The following is a 24,613-nucleotide window of genomic DNA, read 5'->3' as shown; positions in this document are numbered from 1 at the left end:
TGCTCAGTATAGTTGGTGCAATGCTTGTTGCTGCTATCGGCGAACAAAGAGCATACTTATATTATACTATATCGGTGCACCGAATTTTAACTAAACAAGCTGGATATTGTATAAAATTGGAGACAAATGGGATATTTCTCCGTCTCCAGTTCACGAGCGTGAGACAGATATCGCCTTTGGGGGGCGGATCTTGCGGCGCCAGTGCAGGGTAAGACACGGGCATGTCGACAAATACAGCGAAGACGACCGAGCTGCGCCAGACGACGCGGCGTGACGGAGATGCCTTGGTGATCGAACTGGAAGGTCAGCTGGCCTTCAAGGAGCACCAGAGCTTCAAATCCCTCATCGAGATGATCGAGAAAAGCGATGCCGAACGTGTGCGTCTCGATCTGAAAAAAGCTCGGGCGCGCCGATGTCACCACGCTGGGCCTGTTGATGGTCCTGCACGATACCGTTGTGAACAAGGGCATGGAGCTCCAGTTCGTCAATGCGTCCCGCGCCATGGCCGAGATTTCCAAACTCTCCGTCACCGGCCGCAAGCTGGACCTGGGCTCTGCTGCCTGAGGATAGTGCGGGGCCAATCCCGTTGCGACACGGGGGCAGGTCACTGAGAATGTGACGTTTTTCAATTTCATCTGCGAAACAATCCCGGGCATGCAGCCGCGGGGTATAAATCGCTATGCCCAGAAAAACCGACAGACGCTTCCGCGACAATGCGGACTGGTTCCCCTTTTTCCGCAAATACCAGGGCGGTGCCTCGCTTGAGGCCGTGGCCCGGGAGGCTGGCCGTTCAAAGAACTGGACGGCCCGCTGCATGCGCCGCCTGGCCGCCCTGGACGAGGATCAATTGCGCGCCCTGCGTGAAGTGGCCCTGCAGCGCCTGGTGGCGCGGGCAGATGCCGAACTCATGCTGGGATCGCCCGCCGAAGCTGCGCGCCTGGCTGCCGGCATTACCGCCATGGCCAAGGCCATCGAGGCTGAACAACAAAGTCGAGAGACGATGAGTGACAACACCCAAGACGATACAACAGATCCTGGAGACCATCAGGCCCTGCGCCGTGAAGTTCGGCGAAAATATATTGAGCGTGCCCTGGTCTTCCGCCGAGCTGCTCGCCTTGAAAAGGGAAGAGGATGCGACCCGGTCCGCCCGCCGCATGCTGGAGCTGGGCTGGAGCCCGCACGAGAACCAGATCCCCCCGGGCGGGGCGTGGCACACCTGGCTGTTCCTGGGCGGCCGCGGAGCGGGCAAGACCCGGGCGGGGGCTGAATGGGTCCGCGGCCGCATTCTCGAGGGTGCACGCCGGGTGGCGCTGGTGGGGCCGACCTTCTCTGATGTGCGCGAAGTGATGATCGAAGGGGTCTCCGGCCTGCGTTCCATCGGCCCGCCCGATGAGAGGCCGGTTTACGAGAGCAGCCGCCATCGCCTGGTCTGGCCCAATGGCGCAGAGGCCTTTGCCTTTTCCGCCACAGACCCGGACGGGTTGCGTGGGCCGCAATTCGAGCTCGCCTGGATCGACGAATTTGCGGCCTGGCCGGATCCACAGATGGCGCTGGATACGCTGCGCATGGGGGTGCGTCTGGGCAGTGATCCGCGCATCGTCATCACCACGACACCGCGGCCCATCGCGGCGCTGAAGGCCCTAATGAAACAGTCCGGTGTGCGCGTGACGCATCAGCCGACCTCGGCCAATGCCGATCATCTCGCGCCGGGGTTTGTGACGGCCATGCAGGCCGCTTACGGCGGCAGTGTTCTGGGGCGCCAGGAACTGGAAGGCTTGCTGATCGATGATCCGCCCGGAGCGCTGTGGAAACGCAGCGAGGTGGAAGCGGCCTTCGTCGCTCCGCCGCCGGATCTTGATCGCCTGATCGTGGCCGTCGACCCGCCGGTGACCTCGCATGCCCGCTCCGACGAGTGCGGCATCGTCGTGGCCGGCGCTGTGGGCGAGGGGCATGCGCGGCGGGCCTTTGTGCTGGCGGATGAGAGTTTCGGTCCTGCAGCGCCTGCAGACTGGGCCGAGCGCGTGGTGGCGGCCTGGCACGCGCACCAGGCCGATGCCGTGGTTGCCGAGAGCAATCAGGGTGGTGAGATGGTGTCCGAAATCATAGCCACGATTGACCCGAACGTTCCCGTCAGGCGCGTGCACGCCACCCGGGGCAAGCGGACCCGGGCCGAGCCGGTTGCTGCGCTCTACAGCGCGGGACGGGTTTTTCATGCCGGGCGGTTCAGCGCCCTGGAAGACCAGATGTGTGCCTTTGGCGCGCCGGGCAGCACGGCGTCCAGCCCCGACCGGGTGGATGCGCTGGTCTGGGCGATCAGTGCCTTATTGCTGGCCAGTCCGGCCATGCCGCGCCTGCGGCGTCTCTAGACATTTCAATTTCAAGGGAGGGGCTTATGCCCGGATGGATCGACCGCCTGCTGGGGCGGGAGAGCAAGAGTGGTGTGCCGCGCGCACTGTATGAACTGGCCCGCAATACGGCCGTGAACCGCATCGTGCGCGATGTGCAGGGCCTGGTGCGGACCGGTTATGAGCGGAATGCCATCGTGCATCGCTGTGTACGCCTCATTGCCGAGGCCGCCGCCAGCCGGACCCTCGCGTCGCCCGGGCCTGCCGCGCAATTGCTGGCTGGCCCCAATCCAGACCAGTCCGGTCCGGAATTCTGGGAGAGTTTTTACGGCCATCTCATCCTGGCTGGAAACGCCTATGTCGAACTGTCCACGCTGGAGGGGCATCCGCGCGAAATGTATGTGCTGCGCCCCGACCGGGTGCGGGCAGTGCCGGGCGTGCGCGGCTGGCCGCAGCTCTATGAATACCGCGCCGGGGAACACAAGCGTGTCTTCGAGCGCGATCCCGTGACCCAGCGCAGCGCGTTGTTTCACATGCGGCTCTTTTCGCCGGCGGATGATGCCTATGGCTATTCCCCGCTGCAGGCAGCAGCGGCGGCGCTGGACCTGCACAATGCGGGCGGACGCTGGGCTAAGTCTCTCTTGGACAATGCCGCGCGCCCCTCCGGTGCGCTGGTGGTCGACAATGCCGATGGCCGGTTGAGTGTGGAACAGTATGAGCGGCTCAAGTCCGAGCTGGGCGAGACCCATTCCGGCCCCGAGAATGCAGGCCGTCCCATGTTGCTGGAAGGCGGGCTGGACTGGAAACCCATGTCGCTGACGCCGGCGGATATGGATTTTGTCCAGGCCCGGCGCGAGGCGGCGCGCGAGATCGCCCTGGCCCTGGGTGTGCCACCGCTTCTGCTTGGACTTCCTGGCGATAATACGTATGCGAACTATGTCGAGGCGAACCAGGCCTTCTGGAGCCAGACCATCGACCCGCTGGTCGACAAGACAGCCGCTGCGCTGACCGTCTGGCTGCGTCCCTGGCTGGGCAGGGCCACACAGGTCACGGCCGCTCACCGCGGAGGTGGCGATGACGGATAATCCACGCTGGCACCTGCAACGCCAGATCACGCTGGGCGTGCTGATCGCCATCCTGGTGCAGACTTCCGGCGCCCTGATCTGGGCCGGGCGTGTGGGCGAACGTCTCAATCACCTTGAACGCGCCAGCGTGCGCGCCTCGCCCTTTGCCGAGCGACTGGCCGGGGTTGAAACCGAGATGCGCCTGGTCCGCCAGAGCCTCAATCGTATCGAACAGCGCATGGAGGATGATTGATGTCGTCTCTGGCAATTGAAGGCTATGCCAGCCTGTTCAACCTGGAAGATCTGAGCGGCGATATCGTCCTGCCAGGCGCCTTTGCTGACGGGCTAGCTGGCGGGCGTACAGCCGGGCGCAACGTCCCCATGCTCTACCAGCACGAGCCAACCGAGCCGGTCGGACGCTGGCAGATCATACGCCAGGACAGGAAAGGGCTGTGGGTCGAGGGCGAGATCCTGGATGCCAGCGAACAGTCCCGCTCCGTGCAGGCGCTTGTCCGGCGCGGTGCGCTCAATGGCCTGTCCATCGGATTTCGCACCCGTTCCTCCCGTCCGCGCCCGTCGCGCGGGCGTTTTCTCGAGGCGATCGAGCTCTGGGAAGTCTCGATCGTCACCTTTCCGATGCTGCCCCAGGCCCGGCTTTCCCTGGCCGCCAGCCACCGCCGGGCTGCTTGAACCCCACAGGAATTCTCCATGACCAAGGAAGTGAAAATGACCCCTGTCTCCACCGAAACCCGTGCCGCCCTGGCCGAGGTGATGACCGCCTTCGAGGCGTTCAAGTCCGCCAATGACCAGCGTCTCGGCGAGATCGAGAAACGCGCCAGCGCCGATATCCTGCTCGAGGACAAGGTCACGCGCATCGATGCGGCGCTGGACCAGCAGAAAACCGCGCTGGATCGTCTGCTTCTGGACCAACAACGCCCGGCGGTCAGTGGCACCGACAAGCTCAACAATCCCGGCTGGCAGCGCTATGTGCGCCAGGGCGATGTGGCGGCCTTTCAGGAGGCCAAATCGCTTAATGCCGGTACGGCGGGTGAGGGCGGATATGTTGTGCCGCAGGAGACCGAGGCCCTGATCGACCGCCAGCTGGCCGAGGCTTCGCCGCTGCGCGCCATCGCCAGCGTACGGTCTTCCTCTGCCGCGGTCTTCCGCAAGCCGGTCTCGCGAGGCGGGGCTGCATCGGGCTGGGTCACCGAGACGGCCGCCCGCCCGGAAACCACTTCACCGGATCTCGACCTGCTCGATTTTCCGGCCGCCGAGCTCTACGCCATGCCCGCCGCGACCCAGCAATTGCTGGATGATGCCATGGTCGATATCGACCAATGGCTGGCGGATGAGATCCGCGATGTCTTTGCCGCCCAGGAAAGCGCTGCCTTCATCTCCGGTGACGGGGTCAACAAACCGCGCGGTTTCCTCAGCTATACAAGCAATGTCGAGGGGGGGCAGGCCTGGGGTGAGCTGGGTTATGTGGCGACGGGGGTGGAGGGCGGTTTCGCCGCCACCGATCCCGGCGATGCGCTGATCGATCTCATCTATGCGCCGAAGAATGCCTATCGGGCCAGCGGGCGTTTCCTGATGAACCGCCGCACGGTCTCCGCCGTGCGCCGCTTCAAGGACGCGGATGGCAATTATCTCTGGCAGCCCGGTCTCAGCGAGGCCGGCACGTCCACCCTCCTGGGCTATCCGGTCAGCGAGGCGGAAGACATGCCCGATATCGGTGCCAATGCGAGCGCGATTGCCTTTGGTGATTTCCGCAAGGGCTATCTGATCATCGACCGCCAGGGCGTGGAAGTGCTGCGCGACCCGTTCAGCGCCAAACCCTATGTGCTCTTCTATACCACCAAGCGTGTGGCCGGTGGCGTGCAGGATTTCGACGCCATCAAACTGCTCAAATTCAGCGCGGCCTAGTCTTTGCCAAGCTCGTCGCGGAGGCGATCGGCGAGGGCATTTTCTGCTTCATCGCTGATCGCATCGCCGTTCGAGAGTTTTGTCGTTTCTTCAACGGACTTAAGCCCGTAGCCGAGATGACGGATGAAGTTCTCAAGCGGTCTGAGGGCGAAAAACGCCCCGATCAGGCCCAAAACGCTCCAAATCGCCCAGAAAACTTCCGGTTCTGATTCAGCAAATTCGGCTATCGCGCTGAACAGGCTCAGAAATCCATAGCCGCTCGCAAGGGTGACCAATGCACAAATGCCGATCGCCAGTGTCCAGGCGATGAGGGCGTTGATGGCATTGTTCGTCATTCCCAACCCCGACAGGAAAACCCATGTCCCTCGAACTCGCAGAGCCGCCGGCGCTGGAGCCGGTCACGCTGGCCGGGATGAAGGCGCGTTTGCGATTCACCCACACCGACCAGGACGACCGAATACAGGCGGTCATATCGGCAAGCCGCCGACGCGTCGAGGCCGAATGCGGCCTGGCGCTGATCGAACAGCGCTGGATTGAGCGCCACGACAGCTGGCACGAGGGTGGGCGGTTAAGCGCGTTTGGCACGCGGTTCCGGCTGGGCCTTGGCCCGGTCATCGAGGTTGAGAGCGTCAGCATCACCGCGGCGGATGGCACGTCAGAGATCTGGGCGGCCAGCGCCTATGAGCTGGTGCGGGATGTCCGATCTGCCTGGCTGGTGACCCGACCAGCGGGCAGTTTCCCCACAATTGGCAGTCCTGCCAACGGGCTGGAAATTCGTTACAGGGCCGGCTTTGGCGTTGAGGCCTCTGCTGTCCCGCCGGATCTGTGTGAAGCCGTCGCCGGGCTGGCTGAACATCTCTTGCTGACGCCATCCCGCGAGCCTGAAGGCGTAGCCTTGCCGTCGCCCGTTTCGCTGTTGCTGGCCCCCTGGCGGAGGGCGGGCCTGTGAGCGCGGCCAGCCAGATCATCCGCGAGGCCATCAGCACTGCGCTGGCCGCTTCGCCGGAAGCGCAGGCCCTCTTCGGTGATCCCCTGCGCCTGGCCGACCGGCCAAGCCGTCACCTGGCCTTTCCTCATCTTAGCTGGGGCAGGGCACAGACCTCTGACAAATCTGCCGACGGGGTCGATCTGATCGAGCTGCGCCAGGACCTCATGGTCTGGGAACAGGAGGGTGATGCCCCGGCGCTGACCGGTCAGCTGCGCACCCTCCTGCGCCAGCTGACCATCAATGTGGCGGCGCCCTGGTGTGTCATCAGCCTGGTCCCTGTTTTCACCGACACCTTCAACACCAACCGCCTCGGCGTGCGTCGCGGACTGATCCGCCTGCGCGCTGTCATGGGGCAGATCGAGGAGCCAACATCATGAGTATTGCTGCAGGCCGGGACCTGCTTTTGAAACTGGGCGATGGCGCCGAGCCGCAGGCCTTTGCCCCGGTGGCCGGGTTGCGCACGCGCACCCTGTCGCTCAATGCCCGCACCGTTGACGTCACCCATGCCGACAGTGCCGGGGGCTGGCGCGAGCTGCTGGAAGGCGTGGGGCTGAAAACCTGCACGATCTCCGGGGCCGGGGTGTTTGTTGATGACGCCGCCGCCATCCGCCTGCGCCAGCTCTTTTTTGACCAGCAGGCTGCGGACTGGCAGCTCGTCCTGGCGGGGGCCGGGGTGATGGCCGGGAAATTCCTCGTCGCGGCGCTGGATTATTCCGGGCGTTTCGACGGCGAGGCGAGCTGGTCGATCAGCCTCGCCTCTGCCGGCGAACTCGCTTTTACAGCAACATGATGGCCAATCCGGCACGCGGCGAGGTCTCGCTGGAACTGGGCGGACGCAGCTATCTGCTCTGCCTGACCATGGCCGGGCTGGCGCGCTTGCAGGCCCTGCCAACAGATCAGTCCCCGCAGGAGCGTCTGGAAACCCTGTTCGAAATCTTGTCTGGTGAAAGAGCTTCGCTTGCGAATAATCTTGCGGCGATCCCTGAAATCCAGGATGCGATCGAACAGGCGCTGGAGGATCTGGTGTGAGCGGATCCCACTGGACCGCCGCCCTGGCGCTGGCAGCCCGGCTGGGCCTGACACCGGCAGAGTTCTGGGCGCTGAGCCTGCGCGAATGGCGCGCCCTGACCGAACCGGACGCGGCCCGCCGACCGCTTTCCCGCGCGGAACTCAACACGCTGATCGAAAACCACACATCCGGAGACCGACATGAACCGCAAGGCTGAAACCGCCGCGACCCGTTTGCAGGACCTCGCTGATGGCCCGGCCAGCGAAGCTGCCGTCACGATCGAGGCCGCGTTTGAACGGGCCGGCCAGGGCATTGAGCGTTCGCTCGCGGCTGCGGCCCGTTCGGGCGAGCTGGATTTTTCCCGCATGACCCAGTCCATCCTCGCCGATCTCGCCCGTCTGGCCGTCGACCGGTTTGTTGTCCAACCGGCGCTGGGCGCCCTTGCCCCATCGCCACCGGCAGTCACTGGCGCCCGCGCCGAGGGCGGGCCGGTCGCAGCGGGAGGGGCATATCTGGTGGGCGAGCGTGGTCCGGAAATCCTCATGCCGGGCATGGGCGCGCAGGTCCAGCCACTGGAACCGGGCATCACCGTCAATCTCGCCATGCCTGCCATTGAGGCCGGCAATCCACCCAGTGCCACGCGTCTCGCCCGCCAGATCGCCCGCGCTGTCCAGAAAGGGAGCCGATACCTGTGAGTGATTTCCATGACATCAGCCTGCCGTTTGCGATCAGCCTGGGCGCGGTTGGCGGCCCGCAGCGCCGCACCGACATCACCCGCCTGGCCTCCGGCCGTGAACAGCGCAACACGCCCTGGGCCGACAGCCAGCGGCGCTGGGATATCGGCCTCGCCGTCCAGACGCTGGACGATATCGCCGCCCTGATCGATTTTTTCGAAGCGCGGCGCGGACGATTGCACACCTTCCGTTTCCGTGATCCGCTGGATTACCAGTCCTGCCGCCCCTCACAGACGCCTTCAGCGCTGGACCAGCCTGTGGGAACAGGGGATGGCAGCACGACCCGTTTCCGGCTGACCAAGCGCTATGCCAGCGGCAGGGAAAGCTGGACGCGCGTGATCACCAGGCCCGTGGCGGGTTCGGTTCTCGTCGCCCTGGATGGCAGTCCCGTCTCGCCACAGGTCGACACGCTGACCGGCGAGATCGACTTTGCCAGCCCGCCCGCAGCCGGGCAGGCCATCACGGCTGGGTTCCGTTTTGACTGTGCCGTGCGTTTCGACACCGACCAGCTGGACATCGCTCTTGACCATGTCCGCGCCGGCCAGGTGCCGTCAATCCCGCTGGTCGAGGTGAGGAGCTGACATGCTGACAATTCCCCCATCCATCAGTGCCCAGCTGGAAGCCGGGACATCCACGCTGTGCTGGTGCTGGCGCCTGACGCGGCCGGACGGTTTCAAACTGGGCTTTTGTGACCATGACCAGGCGCTGGAGATCGACGGGCTCGGTTTTCTGCCCATGGCCCGCATGGCGTCTCCCGATGCTGAAACGGAAACAGGTCTGGCCCCCGACCAGGCCGGGCTGAGCCTGGTGCTGGAGGATGATCGCATCACGCTGGGCGAATTACGGGCCGGAGTGTGGGACGAGACACAGGTCGAGCTGTTGCGTGCCGACTGGTCTGCGCCGGACCAGAATGTCCGCGTCCAGGCCTGGTGGTTCGGGGCAGTCGCGATTTTCAACCAGGGCTGCGAAGTCGAGCTGCTGGGACGGGAACACAGGCTGGAGCGCCAGATCGGCCGCGTGTTCGCGCGCAGCTGTGATGCCAGCCTGGGAGATGTGCGTTGTGGTGTCGAAGCTATGCACGCGAACTACCCTCTGGGCTGTGACCGGGCTTTCGCGACCTGTCGCGACCGGTTTTCCAACACATCCAACTTCCGTGGTTTTCCCTATCTCGTCGGCAATGACGTGCTGATCGCCAGCCCCGCCAATGAGAACGCGCGTGATGGCGGATCACGGGGGCTGGGCGGATGAGGCGCGCGGATATCATCGCCAGCGCCCGTCGCTGGATCGGAACGCCCTATCGCCACCAGGCCAGTTGCTGTGGGGCGGGTTGTGATTGCCTCGGGCTCGTCCGCGGCATCTGGCGCGAGCAGGTGGGCGCGGAGCCTCAGCCATTGCCCGCCTATACCCCCGACTGGGCCGAGCGGAGCGGGCAGGAAACCCTGCTCGACGCGGCCCGGCAATACTTCCAGGAAAGATGTCTCGAAACAGCAGCGCCCGGCGATGTCCTGCTCTTCCGGCCGCGCCGGGAGGGGCCAGCCAAACACTGCTCCATCCTGTCTGCACCCGGCCGCATCATCCACGCCTATTGGGGACGCGCCGTTGCCGAGACCGCGCTGACCCCCTGGTGGCAGGCCCGCTGGGTCGCGGCTTTCAGCTTTCCGGATCTGGAGGATTGAGATGGGAGAAATGCTGCTCAGGGTCGGTGCCGAGACGGCCCGGCATGTCCTGCCACGCCTGGCCCAGGCCGCCGTGCATCACGCGCTTGCGCCGGGAGCGCCGGACGGGCCGCGGATTGACAGTCTGGATATCCAGACCTCGGTCTCCGGTTCGCCCATGGCGCGGATCTGGGGGCGTTATCGCCTGGCTGGTGAGGTGATCTGGGCGTCGAACTATCGCGAGCACGAACACTCCAGCGGTGGCAAGGGCGGGGGAGGGTCGAGCCAGTATACCTATTCCATCAGCCTGGCCGTCGGACTTTGCGAGGGCGTCATTTCTGGCATCGGCCGGATCTGGGCCAATGGCGAACCGCTCGACGTCTCGACGCTCAACATGCGGCTTTATACCGGCACGCCCGCGCAAGAGGCTGACCCGCTGATCGAGACGATCGAGGGCGCCGACGCGCCCGCTTTCCGCGATACGGCCTATGTCGTGCTGGAGGATCTGGCGCTGCAGCCCTTCGGTCATCGCATTCCCAATTTTTCCTTCGAGGTTTTTCGCCAGGGTGAGACGGGCGCGCTGGAAAACCTGGTGCGCGGCGTCAACCTGATCCCGGGCAGTGGCGAGTTTTCCCTGACGACCCAGCCGGTGAAACGTGTGCTGAGACCGGGCGATGAGCTGGCCGAAAATCGGCACTCCTGGAGCGGTGAGGCGGATGTATTGAGCGCGCTGGACCAGCTGCAGCGCGATCTTCCGGCCTGCCGTTCGGTGCAGCTGGTGCTGAGCTGGTTCGGTACGGATCTGCGCTGCGGGGAATGCGAGATCCGGCCCGGGGTCGAAACCCGGGACAAGCAGACGCGTCCCGTTGAGTGGTCGGTGGCGGGCGAGGATCGCGGTTCTGCCTGGCTTGTCGGTACGCTGGAAGGCCGGCCGGTTTACGGTGGCACGCCGGACGATGCCGGAGTGATCGCCCTGATCGGTGAACTCAGGGCGCGCGGTTTTGCCGTCACGATCTATCCCTTCATCCTAATGGATATCCCGGCGGGCAATAGCCTGCCCGACCCGCATGGCGGGGCAGAGCAGGCGGCCTTTCCCTGGCGCGGACGGATCACGGCGCAGACAGGGCCGGCTGTTGCCGGTCAGATCGCCGAGTTTTTCGGCACAGCCAGCGCGGCGGATTTCACCACGACTTCGGACGCAGTCAGTTATGCGGGTCCCGCGGATTGGCGCTTCCGGCGTTTCATCCTGCACTGTGCGGCGCTGGCCAAGGCGGCTGGCGGTGTGGACGGGTTTCTCATCGGATCGGAAATGGTCGCGCTGACGACCTCGAGCGAAGCCGGTGTCTTTCCCGCTGTTTCAGAACTGGTCGCGCTGGCGGTTGAAGCGCGCCAATTGCTCGGCCCGGATTGCCGCCTCTCCTATGCTGCGGACTGGAGCGAATATGCCGGTGTGTGGGGTGAGGGCGGCGAGCGGATCTTCCATCTCGACCCGCTCTGGGCCTGCGCCGAGATCGATGCTGTTGCCATCGACTGGTACGCGCCGATGACGGACTGGCGTGACACGCCCGGGCATCTCGACAGCGCCCTGGCAGAGCGCATTCACGATCCGGATTATCTGGCGGCGGGGCTGAGCAGCGGTGAGGGGTATGACTGGTATTACGCGTGCGAGACTGATCGCGCGGCCCAGGTCCGCACGCCGATTCAGGATCTGGCGCATGGCGAGGACTGGATCTGGCGCATCAAGGATCTGCGAGGCTGGTGGGAGAATGCCCATCATGATCGCCCGGACGGTTTGCGTTCCGCTGTGCCAACGGACTGGGTCCCGAAGGGCAAGCCTGTCTGGCTGACCGAGGTCGGCTTTCCTGCGGTCGACAAGGGCAGCAACCAGCCCAATGTGTTTTTTGATCCCAAGAGTTCCGAGAGTGCCTTGCCGCATTTCTCCAGTGGTGCGCGCGATGACCTGTTGCAGCGCCGCGCCTTGATGGCGCTGTTGTCCCACTGGGGTGAGGGCGGGGCCGGGAATCCGGTGTCGCCGGTCTATGCCGGCCCCATGGTGATGCCGGACTGGGTGCATGTCTGGGCCTGGGATGCGCGGCCCTTCCCGGAATTTCCCTCCCGCGGGGACATCTGGTCCGACAATGAGAACTGGCAGCGCGGGCACTGGCTCAACGGGCGTGTTGGGGCTGTACCGGTCGGTCAGGTCATCACCGAGATCTGTGCGCAGGCAGGGCTTTCCGAGGTCGATACGAGCGCTGCACTGGGCATGGTGTCCGGTTATGCGATGCACGGGCTGACGGCAGCACGGGCTGGCCTTGAACCCTTGCTGTCGCTGCTGGGCATCGAAGCCTGGCCTCGGGTGGACCGGCTGGCCTTTGTATCGTCCGGGCTCGGGGCGGGCGAGATCACGCTGGAAGATCCGGCCTATCTGGCGGGCGAAGCAGATCTGCAATTGAGCCCGGCCACCAGTGATGCGCGTTTTGGCGATGTCAGCCTGTCCTTTGTCGATGACGGCAAGGCCTATCAGCCCGGCTGGGTCTGGGCGGACGGGGAGGCTGGCGGTCACCGCCGACTGGCCCTCACCGGACGGTTGTTGCTGGATGAAGGCCTGGCACGCGCCCTGGCGCAGGACCGGCTGGGCATGGCGAACATGCAGCTGGAAAGCCGACGCATCGTCCTGCCGCCACAGGCGCTGGCGGTTGAACCGGGCGATGTCCTGCTTGTCGATGAAGAGCGCTGGCAGGTCAGTGCGCTGGATCGCCAGGCCGAGCTGCGCGCGCAACTGGTCCGGCCTGTGAAGACTGGCCAGGCTGAATACAGGGCCTCCCGCAGCGCGAGCGGAACAGGACCTGCGAGCCCCAGCCGACCGGTGCTCGCCGTGATGGACCTGGCGGAGGCGGGGCTCTGGGTGGCTGCCGCCACACGCCAGGGCCAGGCGCCGCTTTTGATCTCGACCGGCAGTGCGTCTGCGGGCTGGACGGCTCGCCTGCAATTGCCTCGGCATGCGGTGATGGGCGTGCTGACCACTCCGCTTGCGCCCGGGCCGCTGGGGCGCTGGGACGAGGCGGCAGTGATGGAGCTGGATCTGGTGCGTGGCGAGCTGGCCAGCCATACAGACCGGGCCGTGCTCAATGGCGCCAACAGGCTGGCGGTCCAGCAATCGGACGGGCGTTGGGAAATCCTGCAATTTGCCCGCGCCGAGATGATCGCGCCTCGACGTTATCGCCTGAGCCGCCTGTTGCGGGGCCTGCATGGCAGTTTTGCCGAGGGCACAGCTGAGACGGGCGCTATCTGTGTGCTTCTCGATGATGCTGTCGGCACGCTGGCGCCGAGGGACAGTGAGATCGGGCGGCAGGTAAGTGTGCAGGCGCGTCTGACGGGCGCTGGCGAGGCGGATGCGACGATGGCGAATGTCCTGCCTCAACACGGCGGGCTCAAACCGTTTGCGCCGGTGCATTTGCGGCTGGAAGCGGGCGTGCTGCGCTGGCGTCGGCGAACCCGTGTGGATGGTGACCGCTGGGATATTCACCCCCTGCCGCTTGGGGAGGTGACCGAAGCCTATCGTGTCAGCCTGCGACGGGACGGGTATGGTGACTGGGCCACGCAGACCGACACACCGCAGCTCACCTTGCCGGCGCTGGAAATCCTCAGCTCTTCTGCCGGCGGCGATGAGGTTTGTGTCATCGAAGTCGCGCAGATTTCCGACCGGGCGGGCGCAGGCCATCCGGCCCGGCTGGAAGTGATGCTGTGAGCAGGCTTTGCGATCCGCCCCAAAGCCCCTTACATGCATGGGGAAAGTAACGCGCAACCGGACCGCTCTGCATGGACGATCCCTACAAGACACTCGGTGTTTCCAAGACCGCCTCCCAGGAGGAGATTCGCAAGGCTTACCGCAAGCTTGCGAAGGAGCTGCATCCGGATGCCAATCCGGGTGACAAGGCCGCCGAAGAGCGGTTCAAGAATGTCTCCGCGGCCTTCAACCTGCTGTCTGATTCAGACAAGCGCGCCGAATACGATGCGGCTGCGCGCGCGGGCCTGGGCTCACAATATGCGTCCGGAGGCATGGGCGGCATGGGGGGCGGGCGCCATCAACGCAGCCCGTTCAATTTCCGCCAGGGGCGCCAGAGCGGGCGCGGGTTTGACGATATCGGCGATATCTTCTCCGACCTGTTTACCGATTTCGGTGCAGCCGGTGCCCAGCAGAGTCATCAGCCGCGCCGCAAGGGAGAAGATCTTCGCCAGAGCCTGGTGTTGGATTTCATGCAGGCGGCCGAGGGCGGCAAACACCGCGTTGTCCTGCCCGGTGGCCGGTCCGTGGACGTGGCTGTTCCGCCGGGTGCCAGCGAGGGACAGGTGCTGCGCCTGCGCGGCCAGGGACACCCATCTGCCACTGGTGGTGCCCAGGGCGATGCGTTGGTCGAGATCCGCATCCGCGAACACAAGTATTTCTCCCGCGAGGGCGATAATGTGATGCTGGATCTGCCCATCACACTGAAAGAAGCGGCGATGGGCGCCAAGGTGCGCATACCCACGATCGATGGTGATGTGGATGTGCGTATTCCGCCCGGTTCCAACAGTGGCGGTCTGCTGCGTTTGCGTGGCAAGGGGTTTGCAAGTGCCAAGGGTGCGCGCGGCGACCAGATCATCCGTTTGATGATTTCCCTGCCGGAGCGTGACCAGGCCTTGCAGGAGTTCCTGGAAGCCTGGAGCCCCGCTGACGGGCATGATCCGCGCAAGGGATTGAAGTCCTGAGCGTGAAAAAGTGTTAGCATATCGTTCAGGCCGCGTTCAGCGGCAGTCCTGCAGTGTGTGTCGCATGTTGAAGAAACTCGTAGTCACATTAGGCGTAACCACCGCTCTGCTCGCACCGGGAGCTGTCATCGCGGAACCTTTCGAAGCGAAAGTGTTCCAGTCGCGTGACCGCTATACGGCGGGTGAGGCGCGGGATGCGCGTCGGCAGGGCGATGTCGTCCCCGCCATTCGAGTCATCAGCCAGGTGCGACAGCGCTATCCGCGAGCCAGCGTCCTCGACGCCGAGCTCGAGGGTGGTTCCAATCCGCGCTACATCGTCAAGATCCTGACCGAGGATGGTCGCCGGATCGATGTTGTGGCGGATGCGCGTACTGGCGCTATACTGTTCGAACGCTGAGAGGGAATCATGCGCGCATTAGTCGTTGAAGATGATCCGGACCTGAACCGCCAGCTCGGCCGAGCGCTGGAAGACAGCGGTTATGCCGTGGACAGCGCCGTGGATGGCGAAGACGGGCATTTCCTGGGCGATACAGAGCCTTACGATGTTGTTGTCCTCGATCTGGGCCTGCCCAAGCTGGACGGCGTGACGGTGCTGGAACGCTGGCGTTCCGAGGGCCGGGACTTCCCGGTTCTCATCCTGACAGCCCGCGATCGGTGGAGCGAAAAGGTCGCCGGATTTGATGCGGGCGCTGATGATTATCTCACCAAACCTTTCCACACCGAGGAATTGCTGGCGCGCTTGCGGGCGCTGACCCGTCGTGCCGCAGGGCACACGTCCTCGACGATTGAATGCGGTGATCTGAGCATTGATACACGCGGTGCCCGCGTCTTCATCGAAGGCGCGCCGGTCAAGGTGACCTCGCACGAATTCCGCATGCTCAGCTATCTCGCCCATCACCAGGACCGCGTGATTTCTCGCACCGAGCTGGTGGAACATATCTACGACCAGGACTTTGATCGTGACAGCAATACGATCGAGGTATTTGTCGGCCGCCTTCGCAAGAAGATCGGGCCTGACCGTATCGAGACCGTGCGCGGTCTGGGATACCGCCTGGTTGATCCGGTGGCTCGACCGGTCTCGTGAGGTTACCCAGGTCGCTCGCATTCCGCCTGTTCGCAGGCGCAGCGGCCTGGGCCTTTGTCCTGTTGCTGGTCGGCGCCATTGCGCTGACCACGCTCTACCAGCGCTCCGTTATCCGCACACTTGATGGCCGCCTGACCAGTGTCGTCGGCGCGCTGGTAGCCGCTGCGGAAACCGATCCGGCTGGCGATGTCGTTTTGGCCAGGCGCCCCTCTGATCCTGAATACGCACGTGTCTTTTCCGGCCGTTACTGGGAAGTCCTGGATGTGGCCGAGGACGGCAATACACGTATCCTCATCGTCTCGCGCTCGATGTGGGACGAGCAGCTGGCCGCGCCCTACGAGCTGATCGAGCGCGCCATGGCCCAGCCCGGTGCTATCCTGACCAGCGAGACCAAGGGACCGGACCGCGAGCCGCTTCGTATCGTTGCCCAGGCCGTGCGTCTGCAGAACCGCACAAACCTGTCTCTCATGCTGGCGGCGGAGGATCGCAGTCCGGCGGACCGGGAAGTGCGCAATTTTGCCATCACTTCCGGGCTGATGTTCCTGGGTTTTGCCACGGCCATCGCGGCGGGCGTGTTCCTGCAGGTCCGGATCGGTCTGGAACCGGTCCTGCGCATGGGCCGGACGGTGGCGGAAGTGCGCCATGGTGATGCCGAACGTGTGGACGGGGAATTCCCCGACGAGCTGCAGCCGCTGGCCGACGAGCTCAATGCGACGCTGGATCATTCCCGCGAGCTGGTGGAGCGATCACGCACGCATGTCGGCAATCTGGCGCATGCCCTGAAAACCCCTGTGGCCGTGCTCACCAATGAGGCGCGCAGCCAGGATGGTGATTTCGCCGAACTGGTGGGCAAGCAGACAGAGATCATGTCCAAACAGGTCGACCACCATCTGCGCCGGGCGAGGGCGGCGGCTCACGCCAAGGCCGTGGGCGCGCGTACCGAAACCGGCGGCGTGCTGTCCGATCTCGCACGGACGCTGGAGAAAATCTATTCACGCCAGGGTATCGCTGTCAGCGCCGAGATCGAGCCGGGTCTGATCTTCCGCGGCGAACGCCAGGATCTGGAGGAAATGATCGGCAATCTGATGGACAATGCCTGCAAGTGGGCCAGTTCACAGGTTCGCGTCAGCTCTGTACGCACGGGCGACCGGGAGCTGGAAATCCGTATCGAGGATGACGGTCCGGGCCTGACAGATGAACAGGCACAGACGGCGCTCAAGCGCGGCGTACGCCTGGACGAGAAAGCGCCGGGCTCCGGCCTGGGCCTGTCGATCGTGACCGATCTGGCCAAGGCCTATGAGGGCGAGGTTGAGTTTTCCCGCTCGGAAATGGGCGGTCTTCTGGCAAGTGTAAAACTTCCGGCAACTTCTCGATAAAGCTAAATTAACTGTACTTGGGCAAGACTGTGGTCTGTATCGCAGTGGTTTGACTTATACATGACCCGTTTAACGCCTAACCAGAAAGCAAAGCTGGAAGCGCTCTGGCGCAGCATGCCTGTGCATATGCGCTCTGCACTGGTGGCTTCCGCGCAGGCGTCTGCGGGGCAGGACGAGGCGTCAAACCGGCTGATCGGTGTCTTCAAGGAATTGCAGGACGCCATCCAGGAACCCGCGGGCGCTCTCGCCAAGGCCTATCTTCTGGCGCCGCTCAAACCCCTGATCGGGGATCCGGACAGCGTGCAGCCGTCACGTGCCCGTTTCAGCCCGGACCAGGTCAGCAAGCTTTGGGGCTGGCTGGGACGTCACCTGGCCAAACAGACCATCGAGACGGCGAAGAAGTGCAAGAAGCCGCCCACCGACGAGATCTGGTATGAATTCCGTGCCCAGCTGGGCGAGGCCCTGAACGAGGGTATCCAGAAAGCCGAGCGTGTTCCCAAGGACATGACGGCACTGGCCAAGCGTTTTGGCGGCGGCGACAGCGCTGACATGCTGCGCGACGCCGTGGTCCTGCTGCGCAATGCCAAGCCGATTGATGACTGCATGAACCGCGTGCCGGCACGGGTCTATGACCTCGATGAAGACCTGGTAACCCGCATCACCCAGATGCACGAACAGCTGATGGAAGAAGCGCCGGACGGAGCTGTCTGGATGCTGCTGCTGACCATGGGGCGGCTGGAACAGCCCTGGGAGATCTTCCGCGTCATCGAGCGGATCGGCAAGCGGGGCGATGATCTGGTCGTCTCCAAGACCGAGCTGGCTGCTGTGGGCGATGCCGTGCTTGCTGATACCGGTTTCTTTGCCGCGAAGCTAAAATCGCCGCCAGCTGATCTGGACGAGGCGAAAAAGACCTATGAGCGTTATGACCGCTTTGTCTCCTATTCCACGGGCATGACCCAGGAGTTCGGCATCCGCAAGGCTGGTCGCTGGGGGCAGGCCCTGTTCAGCCTGCGTGCCGAAGCCTCGACCAATACAGAGAAAGTATTCGAGAAAGTGCCGCTGGCGCTGGATTCCGGACTGCCGGAGCCGCGCCGTGGCAAGAGTGGCCGAATTATCCCGGCACAATTGCCGCCGGAAGCCTCGGTCGATCGCGCCGAAGGTCTTATCTATTTCCTCGCCAAGGCTCGCGAGCATGCCAACGCCGCCGCTGTTGCGAGCACCCAGAAACGCATCGCTGATGCGTCGGTCAAACGCCTGCAAGACGCCGGTGAATTGCTGGTCGACCTGGTCGCTTCCAGCGAGGGTCAGAACCGCAATGTGGCGCAGGAAGGCCTGATGATTACCGCCCGGCTGCTCGAAGCTGCCGATGCCACGGCCGAGGCTGCGACACTGCGACGCCGCGGAAACTCTGCCGCTGCCGCATGATGCGGCGATAAGGCCGCTTGCCGAGACCGGGCAGGCTGTCTAATTGCCTCCCTATGGACACGTCTGACACGCCCACCGCGCTGGAAAAGCGCGCGCAGATCGGTGATCGCCTGAGCTCGCCCAGTGCCGAGCGCAACAAGGGCGTGATCGCGAAACTGCTGGCCGAGACCCTGCCGTCCGGCGCCCGGGTGCTGGAAATTGGCTCCGGCACAGGTCAGCACGCGCTGGAAGCTGTCTCCTGTCGCAGTGATCTTCTCTGGCAGCCCAGTGATCCCGATGTCATCTCCCGGGCCAGCCAGGATGCATGGGCCCTGGACGCGCCGGATCAGATCATGCCCTCGAAGGATCTCAACCTGCTCCAGCCTGACTGGGCGGCCGGCCTGGGCCCTTTTGATGCGCTGGTCTGCATGAATGTCATCCACATCTCGCCCTGGGGCGTGTGCCAGCAGATCGCTGCCCAGGCGCGTCGGCTGTTGAGTGGCCACGGGGTGGTTTTCCTGTACGGCCCCTACAAGGAAGGCGAGGCCACCGCCCCGTCCAATCTGGATTTCGACCGTTCCCTGCAATCGCGCAATCCGGAATGGGGGGTGCGCGACCTGGATGTCGTGCTTGCGGAAATGGCCTCTGGAGGCCTAACCCTTGAGCGCCGGGTCAACATGCCCGCCAATAACCTGTCCCTGATCTTCAAGTTCGCCGGAGACGAACATGCGTCATCGTAATCGCCGCCTCGCCACTATCGCTGTTGCCGGAGTTGTTCTGGCCGGAGCCATAGCGCTCGCCATGTTCGCGATGAAGGATGCTCTGGTGTATTTCTACTCCCCGACCGAGATCGCCGAGGAAGGCGTGGAGATCGGCGAACGCATCCGGGTCGGCGGCCTGGTGGTGGCCGGTTCCATCGACCCGGGCGATGGTGATCTGGTCTCCTTCAGCGTGACTGACAACGTCAATGACGTGCTGATCCAGTATGAAGGCATCCTGCCGGACCTGTTCCGCGAGGGGCAGGGCGTTGTGGTTGAAGGCGCCTTCCTGACGCCGACCGTGTTTACTGCCGAGACCGTGCTGGCCAAGCACGACGAGACCTATATGCCGCCGGAGGTCGCTGAAGCCCTGCAGGAAAGCGGTGTCTGGCAGGGTGAGGGCGAAGCTGAAGACAGCGCGCAAGAGGGCGGCTACTGACGATTTTGTCAGCCGAGTTGAGTTGTGATCTGACTGCGCGATACTAGCTCTCTGGTAGACAATCAGGGAGCTTGGCATGGCCAGTACTGTTCGCGTGGAGTTTACCGGATCACAAGGTGATGCCCTTGCCGCCCGTATGGAATGGCCGGCCGGCACGCCGCTGGGTTATGCGATCTTCGCGCATTGCTTTTCCTGTTCGAAAGACATTTTCGCCGCCAACCGCATCGCGCGGCAACTCGCAGGGCATGGCTATGCTGTCTTGCGTTTTGACTTCACCGGGCTTGGGCATTCGGAAGGTGATTTCGCGAATACGAATTTCTCTTCGAATATTGATGATCTCGTCGCGGCAGCACGTTTCCTGGAGAACGAATACGAGGCGCCAAGCCTGTTGATCGGTCACAGCCTGGGTGGTGCTGCGGTGATCGCGGCGGCCAGTGCCTTGCCGTCCGTGAAAGCCATCGCGACGCTGGGCGCGCCATCAGACGCGGAGCACGTCAAACACCAGTTCATCGATCGGGTCGAGGAGATCGAGCGCGAAGGCGTGGCCGAGGTCTCGCTTGGCGGGCGTCCCTTCACCATTCGCAAGCATTTGCTGGAGGACATCCAGGGGCATACGCTTGAAAACGCGCTCGCCAGTCTGCGCCGACCCTTGCTGATCGCGCACTCTCCGGTGGACGCCACGGTCGGGATCGACAATGCCTCGCGTCTCTTCCTGGCAGCCAAGCATCCCAAGAGCTTTGTCAGCCTGGACGGTGCGGATCATCTGTTGAGCCGGGAAGAGGACGCCGTCTTCGCCGCCGACATGATCGCCAGCTGGGCCGGCAAATATCTCGCAGCCCCCGCACGTCGCGCGCCGCCTCGGGCGAAGCCGAATACCGTCGTGGTTTCAGAGACCGGCGCCGGAAAATACGAAAACTGGGTCGTGGCCAATGGTCATGTCTCGCTGGCGGGTGAACCGCCCGCGGTCGGTGGAACGGGTAACGGTCCCACGCCCTATGAATTGCTTAGCGCCTCGCTGGGAACCTGCACTTCAATGACGCTGCGCATGTATGCAGACCGCAAGGGCTGGCCGATCGATGACATTCTCGTTGAAGTCATCCACGCCAAGGATCATGCGGAAGATTGCGAAACCTGTGTCGAGGGTCGGGACGTCAAGGTGGATATCTTCGAGCGCACGATCCGCGTGAAGGGGAATCTGAACGCGGAACAGCATGGTCGCTTGCTGGAAATCGCCGACAAATGCCCTGTGCACAAAAGCCTGCACAGCTCGGTCGTTGTGCGCACGAAACTGGCCTGATCCCGGCTTACCGGAAAATTACGGTTTGTAATGTAGTTGTAATGTAAGGGACAGCCAACGGATAACTCGCGGCTGGCAATGATACGTCCATGTTCGAAAAAGAAGGGTCTTTCTTTCTCATGAAGTCTGTAAAACGTCTTGGAATTCTTGGTGGTGTTTCCCTGGCTGTGCTGAGCATGGCTGCAGCAGGCATGGTCATTGACCATACCGGTGCCGCCGCCCATGCCCAACAGTCCCAGCCGCGTTTCTCTGCGGCGGTTCCGGCCGGCGCGCCGATGTCGTTTGCAGACCTGATCGAAAGTGTCAGCCCGTCCGTTGTGACCATCCAGGCCAGCGCCTCGCCGGAAGATATCCAGCTTGAGGGCTCGGAAGGCGAGGAAATGCCTCCGCAATTCCGTGAGTGGCTGGAGCGCCAGTTTGGTGGCCAGGCGCCACGCCAGCCCAATCCGCAGCCGCGTCGTTCGCTGGGATCGGGCTTCTTCATCTCTGCCGATGGCCTGGTCGTGACCAATAACCACGTCGTTGCCGGCGCGACCGAGATCGAGATCGGCACGTCCGACGGAGAGACCTATTCCGCACGTGTGATCGGACTGGACCCGCAGACCGACCTGGCCTTGCTGAAGGTCGATGAGGACATTGAATTTCCCTATGTGACGCTGGATCGCAATCCGCAATATCGCGTGGGCGACTGGGTCGTGGCTGTCGGCAATCCGTTCGGCCTGGGCGGTACGGCAACGGCCGGTATCATCTCTGCGACCGGGCGCGAGATCGGCAATTCCACCTATAACGACTTCATGCAGATCGACGCGCCGATCAACCGCGGTAATTCCGGCGGTCCGACCTTTGATCTCGCCGGTAATGTCGTGGGTGTGAACTCCCAGATCTTTTCTCCGACTGGCGGCAATGTCGGTATCGGCTTTGCCATTCCGTCTGATGTTGCCTCGCGCATCATTGACCAGCTGCGTGAAGGCGGCCGTGTATCGCGCGGCTGGCTTGGCGTTCAGATTCAGAACGTTACCGAGGATATCGCGTCCGCGATGGGCATCGAGGGCCGTACCGGTGCCATCGTCAGCTCCATCGTGGCGGGCGGTCCTGCTGACGAGGGTGGTTTCCAGCGTGAGGATGTCATCCTGGCCGTCAACGGAAATGACGTGGAAAGCTCCCGCGATCTGACCCGCCGTATCGCGGATATCGCGGCCGGTGAGCGTGTCCGTTTCACCATCCTGCGTGATGGTGAGGAACAGACGCTGCGTGTGCGCCTGGGCGATCGCCCCAGCGAAAATGATCTGAACGAGATGCCGAGCACGGAAGACGAGACGGTCGAGGTCAGCCGCTATTTCGGCATGAGCCTGGCACCGCTGACCGACGAGCTGCGCGAGATGCGCGGCCTGTCCGCGGACCAGACCGGCCTGGTTGTTGAAGAGGTCGATCCGGGCAGTGAAGCTGCTGAAAAGGGCTTTGCCCGCGGTGATGTCATTCTGGAAGCCGGCGGTCAGGCGATGACCGATACTGAAACCCTGGGCAATGTCGTCGAGGAAGCCCGCACCGATGGCCGTTCAGCCATCCTCCTCCTGGTCGAAGGGCGTGGCGGGCAACGCTATTCCGCTCTCCAGCTCGACGACGAATAAGTACAAGAACAGAGGGACACAACATGCGTATTCTGATTGTAGAAGATGACCGCGAAGCGGCGAGTTATATCCGCAAGGGCATGCGTGAATCCGGTCATGTGGCCGATCACGCGGTCGACGGCTCGGAAGGCCTGGAAATGGCTCGCGCCGCTGAATATGACGTGCTGGTCGTTGACCGCATGATGCCGCGCATGGATGGCCTGACGATGGTGGAAACCCTGCGTCAGGACGATGACCACACGCCGGTTCTTATCCTCTCCGCCCTGGGCGAGGTGGATGACCGCGTTGAAGGTCTCAAGGCCGGTGGCGATGACTATCTGGTCAAGCCCTACGCCTTTGCCGAACTTCTGGCCCGCGTCGAGGCCCTGGCCCGTCGCCGGGACCCGGAAACCGTGCGCACCAAGCTGGTTGTCGGTGATCTGGAAATGGATCTGCTGGCTCGCACGGTCAATCGCGGCGAGGAGGAAATCCTGCTTCAGCCGCGCGAATTCCGCCTGCTGGAGTTTCTCATGAAGCATTCCGGCCAGGTCGTGACCCGCACCATGCTGCTGGAAAAAGTCTGGGATTATCACTTCGACCCCCAGACCAATGTCATCGACGTGCACATCTCCCGCCTGCGCTCGAAAATCGACAAGCCGTTCCCGCGTTCGCTGTTGCACACGGTTCGCGGCGCCGGCTACCGCCTGCAGGCGTAAACCGGGGTGAGTGCGCGCAGTCCCGCATTCCTGCGGACAACAGCCTTCCGACAGACCATGCTGTCGGCGGCGCTGTTCGCCCTGTCCAGCTTCGTCATTCTCGCCTTTGTCTATGTGGCATCGGCGGGAATGATGCTGCGTCGGGCCGACGCCTCCATCAATGAAGAGGTGACGGCGCTCGAGGCACGTTTCCAGGCTGGCGGCATCCGCTCGATCAACCGCTACATTCTGCAGCGCACTGTCGGGGGTGGGGCGGATTATCTTTATCTGCTGGTGCACCCGTCCGGGCGCAGCCTGTCGGGCAATCTGTCCGATCTTCCCGAGACTGTTCCGGACAATGAGGGGCGCCTGCAATTCACCTATCGCCGCCCGGTCGTGGCGGGGGCGACGGCCGAGGACGACGAGAAGGATACGCGTGCCGCGCGTGGCCGCCTGGTCGAACTGCCCAGCGGATATCAGCTGTTTGTGGGACTGGATGTCGACGAGGAGAATTCGCTAGTCGGCAGGATGCTCAACACCATTTTTGCGGCCTCTGCCCTGGCCCTGGCGCTGGGGGTCGCCGGTGGCATCTTCATCTCGAGGCGGTTTGTCGCCCGACTGGACGCGATCAACAACGTGGCGCGGAATGTCCGGGCCGGTGACCTGACCCGACGGGCGCCGCGCAACAATACCGGCGACGAGCTGGACGAGCTGTCCGAGAATTTCAACAACATGCTCGACCGGGTCGAGGCGCTGATGCACCGCATGCGTCATACCGGTGACAGTATCGCCCACGACCTGAGAACCCCACTCACACGCATGCGCAACCGCCTGGACGAGGCGCTGCGTGAGGAAGGCGATCTGGTTGCCCGCGAGCAAACGCTGGAACGCGCCGTTACCGATACCGATGAGTTGTTGGGCATTTTCAACTCCATCCTCTCGCTCTCGCGCCTGGAGTCCGGCGAAAGCCGCAAGACGATCGGACGCATGGATCCTGCTGTCGTGGCCGAGGACCTGGCCGAGACTTATGAATATGTGTGTGAGGATGAGGGCCTGGAATTCTCGCTGGAAGTCGAGCGGGGCATGGAAGTCTTCGCCGATCGCGGCCTGTTGTTGCAGGGGCTGGATAATCTCCTGGGCAACGCTGTGAAATACACACCGTCCGGTGGCGCCGTGACCCTGCGTCTGCGCCAGAATTCGGAAGGCTGTGCCGAGTTTTCAGTCACCGATACAGGCCCGGGTATTCCGACCGAGGATCGTGAGCGGGTGACCCAGCGTTTTGTGCGCCTGGACAATTCACGGACCCTGCCCGGTTCTGGCCTCGGGCTGTCGCTCGTGCAGGCGATTGTCGATGTGCACAATGGCCGCTTCGAACTGGGCGAAGGTCCCGGACATGCCGAAGGCGATCACGGGCCGGGCCTGCGGGCCGCCATGTGTTTCCCGCTGGCACCGGAAGAACGGGACGAGGGGGTTTAAGACTCACCCC

Annotated in this window: 29 protein-coding genes; 27 read left to right on the top strand and 2 right to left on the bottom strand. The window is 63.6% G+C overall.

The window, feature by feature from the left end:
• Window positions 1-435: 435 nt before the first annotated feature.
• A complete protein-coding gene (locus SIC17_RS03165) occupies window positions 436-564 on the top strand; it encodes a hypothetical protein (RefSeq protein ID WP_412546372.1) in 129 nt (42 codons plus the stop codon).
• A 226-nt stretch (window positions 565-790) separates the two neighbouring features.
• Here SIC17_RS03165 and SIC17_RS03160 read toward each other — a convergent pair whose 3' ends face one another.
• Window positions 791-1,018, bottom strand: a complete 228-nt coding sequence (locus tag SIC17_RS03160) for a hypothetical protein (RefSeq protein WP_412546371.1) — start codon at window positions 1,016-1,018, stop codon at window positions 791-793.
• A 136-nt stretch (window positions 1,019-1,154) separates the two neighbouring features.
• On the opposite strand from SIC17_RS03160, the gene SIC17_RS03155 reads away from it, so the two are divergent.
• From SIC17_RS03155 to SIC17_RS03135, 5 genes are read left to right on the top strand one after another with little or no spacing between them, the layout of a single operon-like run.
• Entirely contained in the window at window positions 1,155-2,366 is a 1,212-nt protein-coding gene (locus SIC17_RS03155; protein ID WP_412546947.1) for a DNA-packaging protein, read from the top strand.
• A gap of 26 nt (window positions 2,367-2,392) precedes the next feature.
• Window positions 2,393-3,430: a phage portal protein gene (locus tag SIC17_RS03150; RefSeq protein ID WP_412546370.1), complete on the top strand. Its 1,038-nt coding sequence runs from the start codon at window positions 2,393-2,395 to the stop codon at window positions 3,428-3,430.
• On the top strand, window positions 3,420-3,662 hold the full coding sequence (locus tag SIC17_RS03145) for a hypothetical protein (RefSeq protein WP_291893632.1): 243 nt from the start codon (window positions 3,420-3,422) through the stop codon (window positions 3,660-3,662). Before SIC17_RS03150 ends, SIC17_RS03145 begins: the two co-directional genes overlap by 11 nt.
• The gene (locus SIC17_RS03140) at window positions 3,662-4,099 is read left to right on the top strand and encodes an HK97 family phage prohead protease (protein WP_412546369.1); all 438 of its coding nucleotides are present in this window, start codon (window positions 3,662-3,664) and stop codon (window positions 4,097-4,099) included. Before SIC17_RS03145 ends, SIC17_RS03140 begins: the two co-directional genes overlap by 1 nt.
• Window positions 4,100-4,117: 18 nt before the next feature.
• Window positions 4,118-5,332 carry a phage major capsid protein gene (locus SIC17_RS03135; protein WP_412546368.1) on the top strand — a complete coding sequence of 405 codons (1,215 nt, stop codon included), beginning with the start codon at window positions 4,118-4,120 and terminating at the stop codon, window positions 5,330-5,332.
• Here SIC17_RS03135 and SIC17_RS03130 read toward each other — a convergent pair.
• Window positions 5,329-5,667, bottom strand: a complete 339-nt coding sequence (locus tag SIC17_RS03130) for a hypothetical protein (protein ID WP_291893623.1) — start codon at window positions 5,665-5,667, stop codon at window positions 5,329-5,331. The two genes, SIC17_RS03135 and SIC17_RS03130, sit on opposite strands and share 4 nt — an antisense overlap.
• Window positions 5,668-5,690: 23 nt before the next feature.
• Between SIC17_RS03130 and SIC17_RS03125 the strand changes: the two genes are divergently transcribed.
• From SIC17_RS03125 to SIC17_RS03025, 21 genes are all read left to right on the top strand, one after another.
• Window positions 5,691-6,281 (top strand): hypothetical protein, encoded by a 591-nt coding sequence (locus tag SIC17_RS03125; protein ID WP_412546367.1) that lies wholly within the window; start codon window positions 5,691-5,693, stop codon window positions 6,279-6,281.
• Window positions 6,278-6,697 (top strand): DUF3168 domain-containing protein, encoded by a 420-nt coding sequence (locus tag SIC17_RS03120; RefSeq protein ID WP_291893615.1) that lies wholly within the window; start codon window positions 6,278-6,280, stop codon window positions 6,695-6,697. The genes SIC17_RS03125 and SIC17_RS03120 overlap by 4 nt, the downstream gene beginning before the upstream one ends.
• Window positions 6,694-7,110, top strand: coding sequence for a phage major tail protein, TP901-1 family (locus tag SIC17_RS03115; RefSeq protein WP_291893612.1), 417 nt, complete (start codon window positions 6,694-6,696; stop codon window positions 7,108-7,110). Before SIC17_RS03120 ends, SIC17_RS03115 begins: the two co-directional genes overlap by 4 nt.
• On the top strand, window positions 7,107-7,349 hold the full coding sequence (locus SIC17_RS03110; RefSeq protein WP_412546366.1) for a hypothetical protein: 243 nt from the start codon (window positions 7,107-7,109) through the stop codon (window positions 7,347-7,349). The genes SIC17_RS03115 and SIC17_RS03110 overlap by 4 nt, the downstream gene beginning before the upstream one ends.
• Window positions 7,346-7,546, top strand: coding sequence for a phage tail assembly chaperone (locus SIC17_RS03105; protein WP_291893607.1), 201 nt, complete (start codon window positions 7,346-7,348; stop codon window positions 7,544-7,546). Before SIC17_RS03110 ends, SIC17_RS03105 begins: the two co-directional genes overlap by 4 nt.
• Window positions 7,530-8,024 (top strand): phage tail tape measure C-terminal domain-containing protein, encoded by a 495-nt coding sequence (locus tag SIC17_RS03100; protein WP_291893604.1) that lies wholly within the window; start codon window positions 7,530-7,532, stop codon window positions 8,022-8,024. Before SIC17_RS03105 ends, SIC17_RS03100 begins: the two co-directional genes overlap by 17 nt.
• A complete protein-coding gene (locus SIC17_RS03095; protein WP_291893602.1) occupies window positions 8,021-8,644 on the top strand; it encodes a DUF2460 domain-containing protein in 624 nt (207 codons plus the stop codon). Before SIC17_RS03100 ends, SIC17_RS03095 begins: the two co-directional genes overlap by 4 nt.
• A 1-nt stretch (window position 8,645) precedes the next feature.
• Window positions 8,646-9,311, top strand: a complete 666-nt coding sequence (locus SIC17_RS03090; RefSeq protein WP_291893599.1) for a DUF2163 domain-containing protein — start codon at window positions 8,646-8,648, stop codon at window positions 9,309-9,311.
• Window positions 9,308-9,739 (top strand): NlpC/P60 family protein, encoded by a 432-nt coding sequence (locus SIC17_RS03085; protein ID WP_412546365.1) that lies wholly within the window; start codon window positions 9,308-9,310, stop codon window positions 9,737-9,739. The genes SIC17_RS03090 and SIC17_RS03085 overlap by 4 nt, the downstream gene beginning before the upstream one ends.
• 1 nt (window position 9,740) lies before the next feature.
• Complete coding sequence (locus tag SIC17_RS03080) at window positions 9,741-13,466, top strand: glycoside hydrolase TIM-barrel-like domain-containing protein (RefSeq protein WP_412546364.1); 3,726 nt, start codon at window positions 9,741-9,743, stop codon at window positions 13,464-13,466.
• A 71-nt stretch (window positions 13,467-13,537) separates the two neighbouring features.
• Window positions 13,538-14,467 carry a DnaJ C-terminal domain-containing protein gene (locus tag SIC17_RS03075; protein ID WP_412546363.1) on the top strand — a complete coding sequence of 310 codons (930 nt, stop codon included), beginning with the start codon at window positions 13,538-13,540 and terminating at the stop codon, window positions 14,465-14,467.
• Between the two features lie 64 nt (window positions 14,468-14,531).
• The gene (locus SIC17_RS03070) at window positions 14,532-14,864 is read left to right on the top strand and encodes a PepSY domain-containing protein (protein WP_291893589.1); all 333 of its coding nucleotides are present in this window, start codon (window positions 14,532-14,534) and stop codon (window positions 14,862-14,864) included.
• A gap of 9 nt (window positions 14,865-14,873) precedes the next feature.
• Window positions 14,874-15,551, top strand: a complete 678-nt coding sequence (locus tag SIC17_RS03065; protein ID WP_291893586.1) for a response regulator transcription factor — start codon at window positions 14,874-14,876, stop codon at window positions 15,549-15,551.
• Window positions 15,548-16,927: a sensor histidine kinase gene (locus SIC17_RS03060; RefSeq protein WP_291893583.1), complete on the top strand. Its 1,380-nt coding sequence runs from the start codon at window positions 15,548-15,550 to the stop codon at window positions 16,925-16,927. Before SIC17_RS03065 ends, SIC17_RS03060 begins: the two co-directional genes overlap by 4 nt.
• Window positions 16,928-16,987: 60 nt before the next feature.
• Complete coding sequence (locus tag SIC17_RS03055; RefSeq protein WP_291893580.1) at window positions 16,988-18,352, top strand: hypothetical protein; 1,365 nt, start codon at window positions 16,988-16,990, stop codon at window positions 18,350-18,352.
• A 53-nt stretch (window positions 18,353-18,405) separates the two neighbouring features.
• Window positions 18,406-19,071, top strand: a complete 666-nt coding sequence (locus SIC17_RS03050) for a DUF938 domain-containing protein (protein ID WP_412546362.1) — start codon at window positions 18,406-18,408, stop codon at window positions 19,069-19,071.
• Window positions 19,058-19,528: a cytochrome c maturation protein CcmE gene (ccmE, locus tag SIC17_RS03045; RefSeq protein WP_412546361.1), complete on the top strand. Its 471-nt coding sequence runs from the start codon at window positions 19,058-19,060 to the stop codon at window positions 19,526-19,528. Before SIC17_RS03050 ends, ccmE begins: the two co-directional genes overlap by 14 nt.
• A gap of 76 nt (window positions 19,529-19,604) precedes the next feature.
• Complete coding sequence (locus SIC17_RS03040; protein ID WP_291893571.1) at window positions 19,605-20,825, top strand: bifunctional alpha/beta hydrolase/OsmC family protein; 1,221 nt, start codon at window positions 19,605-19,607, stop codon at window positions 20,823-20,825.
• A gap of 119 nt (window positions 20,826-20,944) precedes the next feature.
• Window positions 20,945-22,453: a Do family serine endopeptidase gene (locus tag SIC17_RS03035; RefSeq protein ID WP_412546360.1), complete on the top strand. Its 1,509-nt coding sequence runs from the start codon at window positions 20,945-20,947 to the stop codon at window positions 22,451-22,453.
• Window positions 22,454-22,476: 23 nt separating this feature from the next.
• The gene (locus SIC17_RS03030; RefSeq protein ID WP_291893565.1) at window positions 22,477-23,148 is read left to right on the top strand and encodes a response regulator transcription factor; all 672 of its coding nucleotides are present in this window, start codon (window positions 22,477-22,479) and stop codon (window positions 23,146-23,148) included.
• Between the two features lie 6 nt (window positions 23,149-23,154).
• Window positions 23,155-24,603, top strand: coding sequence for a sensor histidine kinase (locus tag SIC17_RS03025; RefSeq protein WP_412546359.1), 1,449 nt, complete (start codon window positions 23,155-23,157; stop codon window positions 24,601-24,603).
• Window positions 24,604-24,613 lie beyond the last annotated feature (10 nt).

It is taken from the genome of Maricaulis sp. MIT060901 (assembly GCF_047123815.1).
In the GTDB taxonomy this organism is placed as follows: Bacteria; Pseudomonadota; Alphaproteobacteria; order Caulobacterales; family Maricaulaceae; genus Maricaulis.
This window is presented reverse-complemented; position numbering and strand designations above follow the sequence as displayed.

What these genes read in the sequence shown, in the direction of transcription:
- SIC17_RS03070 (WP_291893589.1), top strand. Translation starts at nt 14,532, where the DNA reads ATGTTGAAGAAACTCGTAGTCACATTAGGCGTAACCACCGCTCTGCTC.
- SIC17_RS03050 (WP_412546362.1), top strand. Translation starts at nt 18,406, where the DNA reads ATGGACACGTCTGACACGCCCACCGCGCTGGAAAAGCGCGCGCAGATC.
- SIC17_RS03090 (WP_291893599.1), top strand. Translation starts at nt 8,646, where the DNA reads ATGCTGACAATTCCCCCATCCATCAGTGCCCAGCTGGAAGCCGGGACA.
- SIC17_RS03150 (WP_412546370.1), top strand. Translation starts at nt 2,393, where the DNA reads ATGCCCGGATGGATCGACCGCCTGCTGGGGCGGGAGAGCAAGAGTGGT.
- ccmE (WP_412546361.1), top strand. Translation starts at nt 19,058, where the DNA reads ATGCGTCATCGTAATCGCCGCCTCGCCACTATCGCTGTTGCCGGAGTT.
- SIC17_RS03080 (WP_412546364.1), top strand. Translation starts at nt 9,741, where the DNA reads ATGGGAGAAATGCTGCTCAGGGTCGGTGCCGAGACGGCCCGGCATGTC.
- SIC17_RS03125 (WP_412546367.1), top strand. Translation starts at nt 5,691, where the DNA reads ATGTCCCTCGAACTCGCAGAGCCGCCGGCGCTGGAGCCGGTCACGCTG.
- SIC17_RS03145 (WP_291893632.1), top strand. Translation starts at nt 3,420, where the DNA reads ATGACGGATAATCCACGCTGGCACCTGCAACGCCAGATCACGCTGGGC.
- SIC17_RS03040 (WP_291893571.1), top strand. Translation starts at nt 19,605, where the DNA reads ATGGCCAGTACTGTTCGCGTGGAGTTTACCGGATCACAAGGTGATGCC.
- SIC17_RS03075 (WP_412546363.1), top strand. Translation starts at nt 13,538, where the DNA reads ATGGACGATCCCTACAAGACACTCGGTGTTTCCAAGACCGCCTCCCAG.
- SIC17_RS03110 (WP_412546366.1), top strand. Translation starts at nt 7,107, where the DNA reads ATGATGGCCAATCCGGCACGCGGCGAGGTCTCGCTGGAACTGGGCGGA.
- SIC17_RS03055 (WP_291893580.1), top strand. Translation starts at nt 16,988, where the DNA reads ATGACCCGTTTAACGCCTAACCAGAAAGCAAAGCTGGAAGCGCTCTGG.
- SIC17_RS03030 (WP_291893565.1), top strand. Translation starts at nt 22,477, where the DNA reads ATGCGTATTCTGATTGTAGAAGATGACCGCGAAGCGGCGAGTTATATC.
- SIC17_RS03115 (WP_291893612.1), top strand. Translation starts at nt 6,694, where the DNA reads ATGAGTATTGCTGCAGGCCGGGACCTGCTTTTGAAACTGGGCGATGGC.
- SIC17_RS03065 (WP_291893586.1), top strand. Translation starts at nt 14,874, where the DNA reads ATGCGCGCATTAGTCGTTGAAGATGATCCGGACCTGAACCGCCAGCTC.
- SIC17_RS03155 (WP_412546947.1), top strand. Translation starts at nt 1,155, where the DNA reads ATGCTGGAGCTGGGCTGGAGCCCGCACGAGAACCAGATCCCCCCGGGC.
- SIC17_RS03100 (WP_291893604.1), top strand. Translation starts at nt 7,530, where the DNA reads ATGAACCGCAAGGCTGAAACCGCCGCGACCCGTTTGCAGGACCTCGCT.
- SIC17_RS03035 (WP_412546360.1), top strand. Translation starts at nt 20,945, where the DNA reads ATGAAGTCTGTAAAACGTCTTGGAATTCTTGGTGGTGTTTCCCTGGCT.
- SIC17_RS03130 (WP_291893623.1), bottom strand. Translation starts at nt 5,667, where the DNA reads ATGACGAACAATGCCATCAACGCCCTCATCGCCTGGACACTGGCGATC.
- SIC17_RS03135 (WP_412546368.1), top strand. Translation starts at nt 4,118, where the DNA reads ATGACCAAGGAAGTGAAAATGACCCCTGTCTCCACCGAAACCCGTGCC.
- SIC17_RS03085 (WP_412546365.1), top strand. Translation starts at nt 9,308, where the DNA reads ATGAGGCGCGCGGATATCATCGCCAGCGCCCGTCGCTGGATCGGAACG.
- SIC17_RS03140 (WP_412546369.1), top strand. Translation starts at nt 3,662, where the DNA reads ATGTCGTCTCTGGCAATTGAAGGCTATGCCAGCCTGTTCAACCTGGAA.
- SIC17_RS03165 (WP_412546372.1), top strand. Translation starts at nt 436, where the DNA reads ATGGTCCTGCACGATACCGTTGTGAACAAGGGCATGGAGCTCCAGTTC.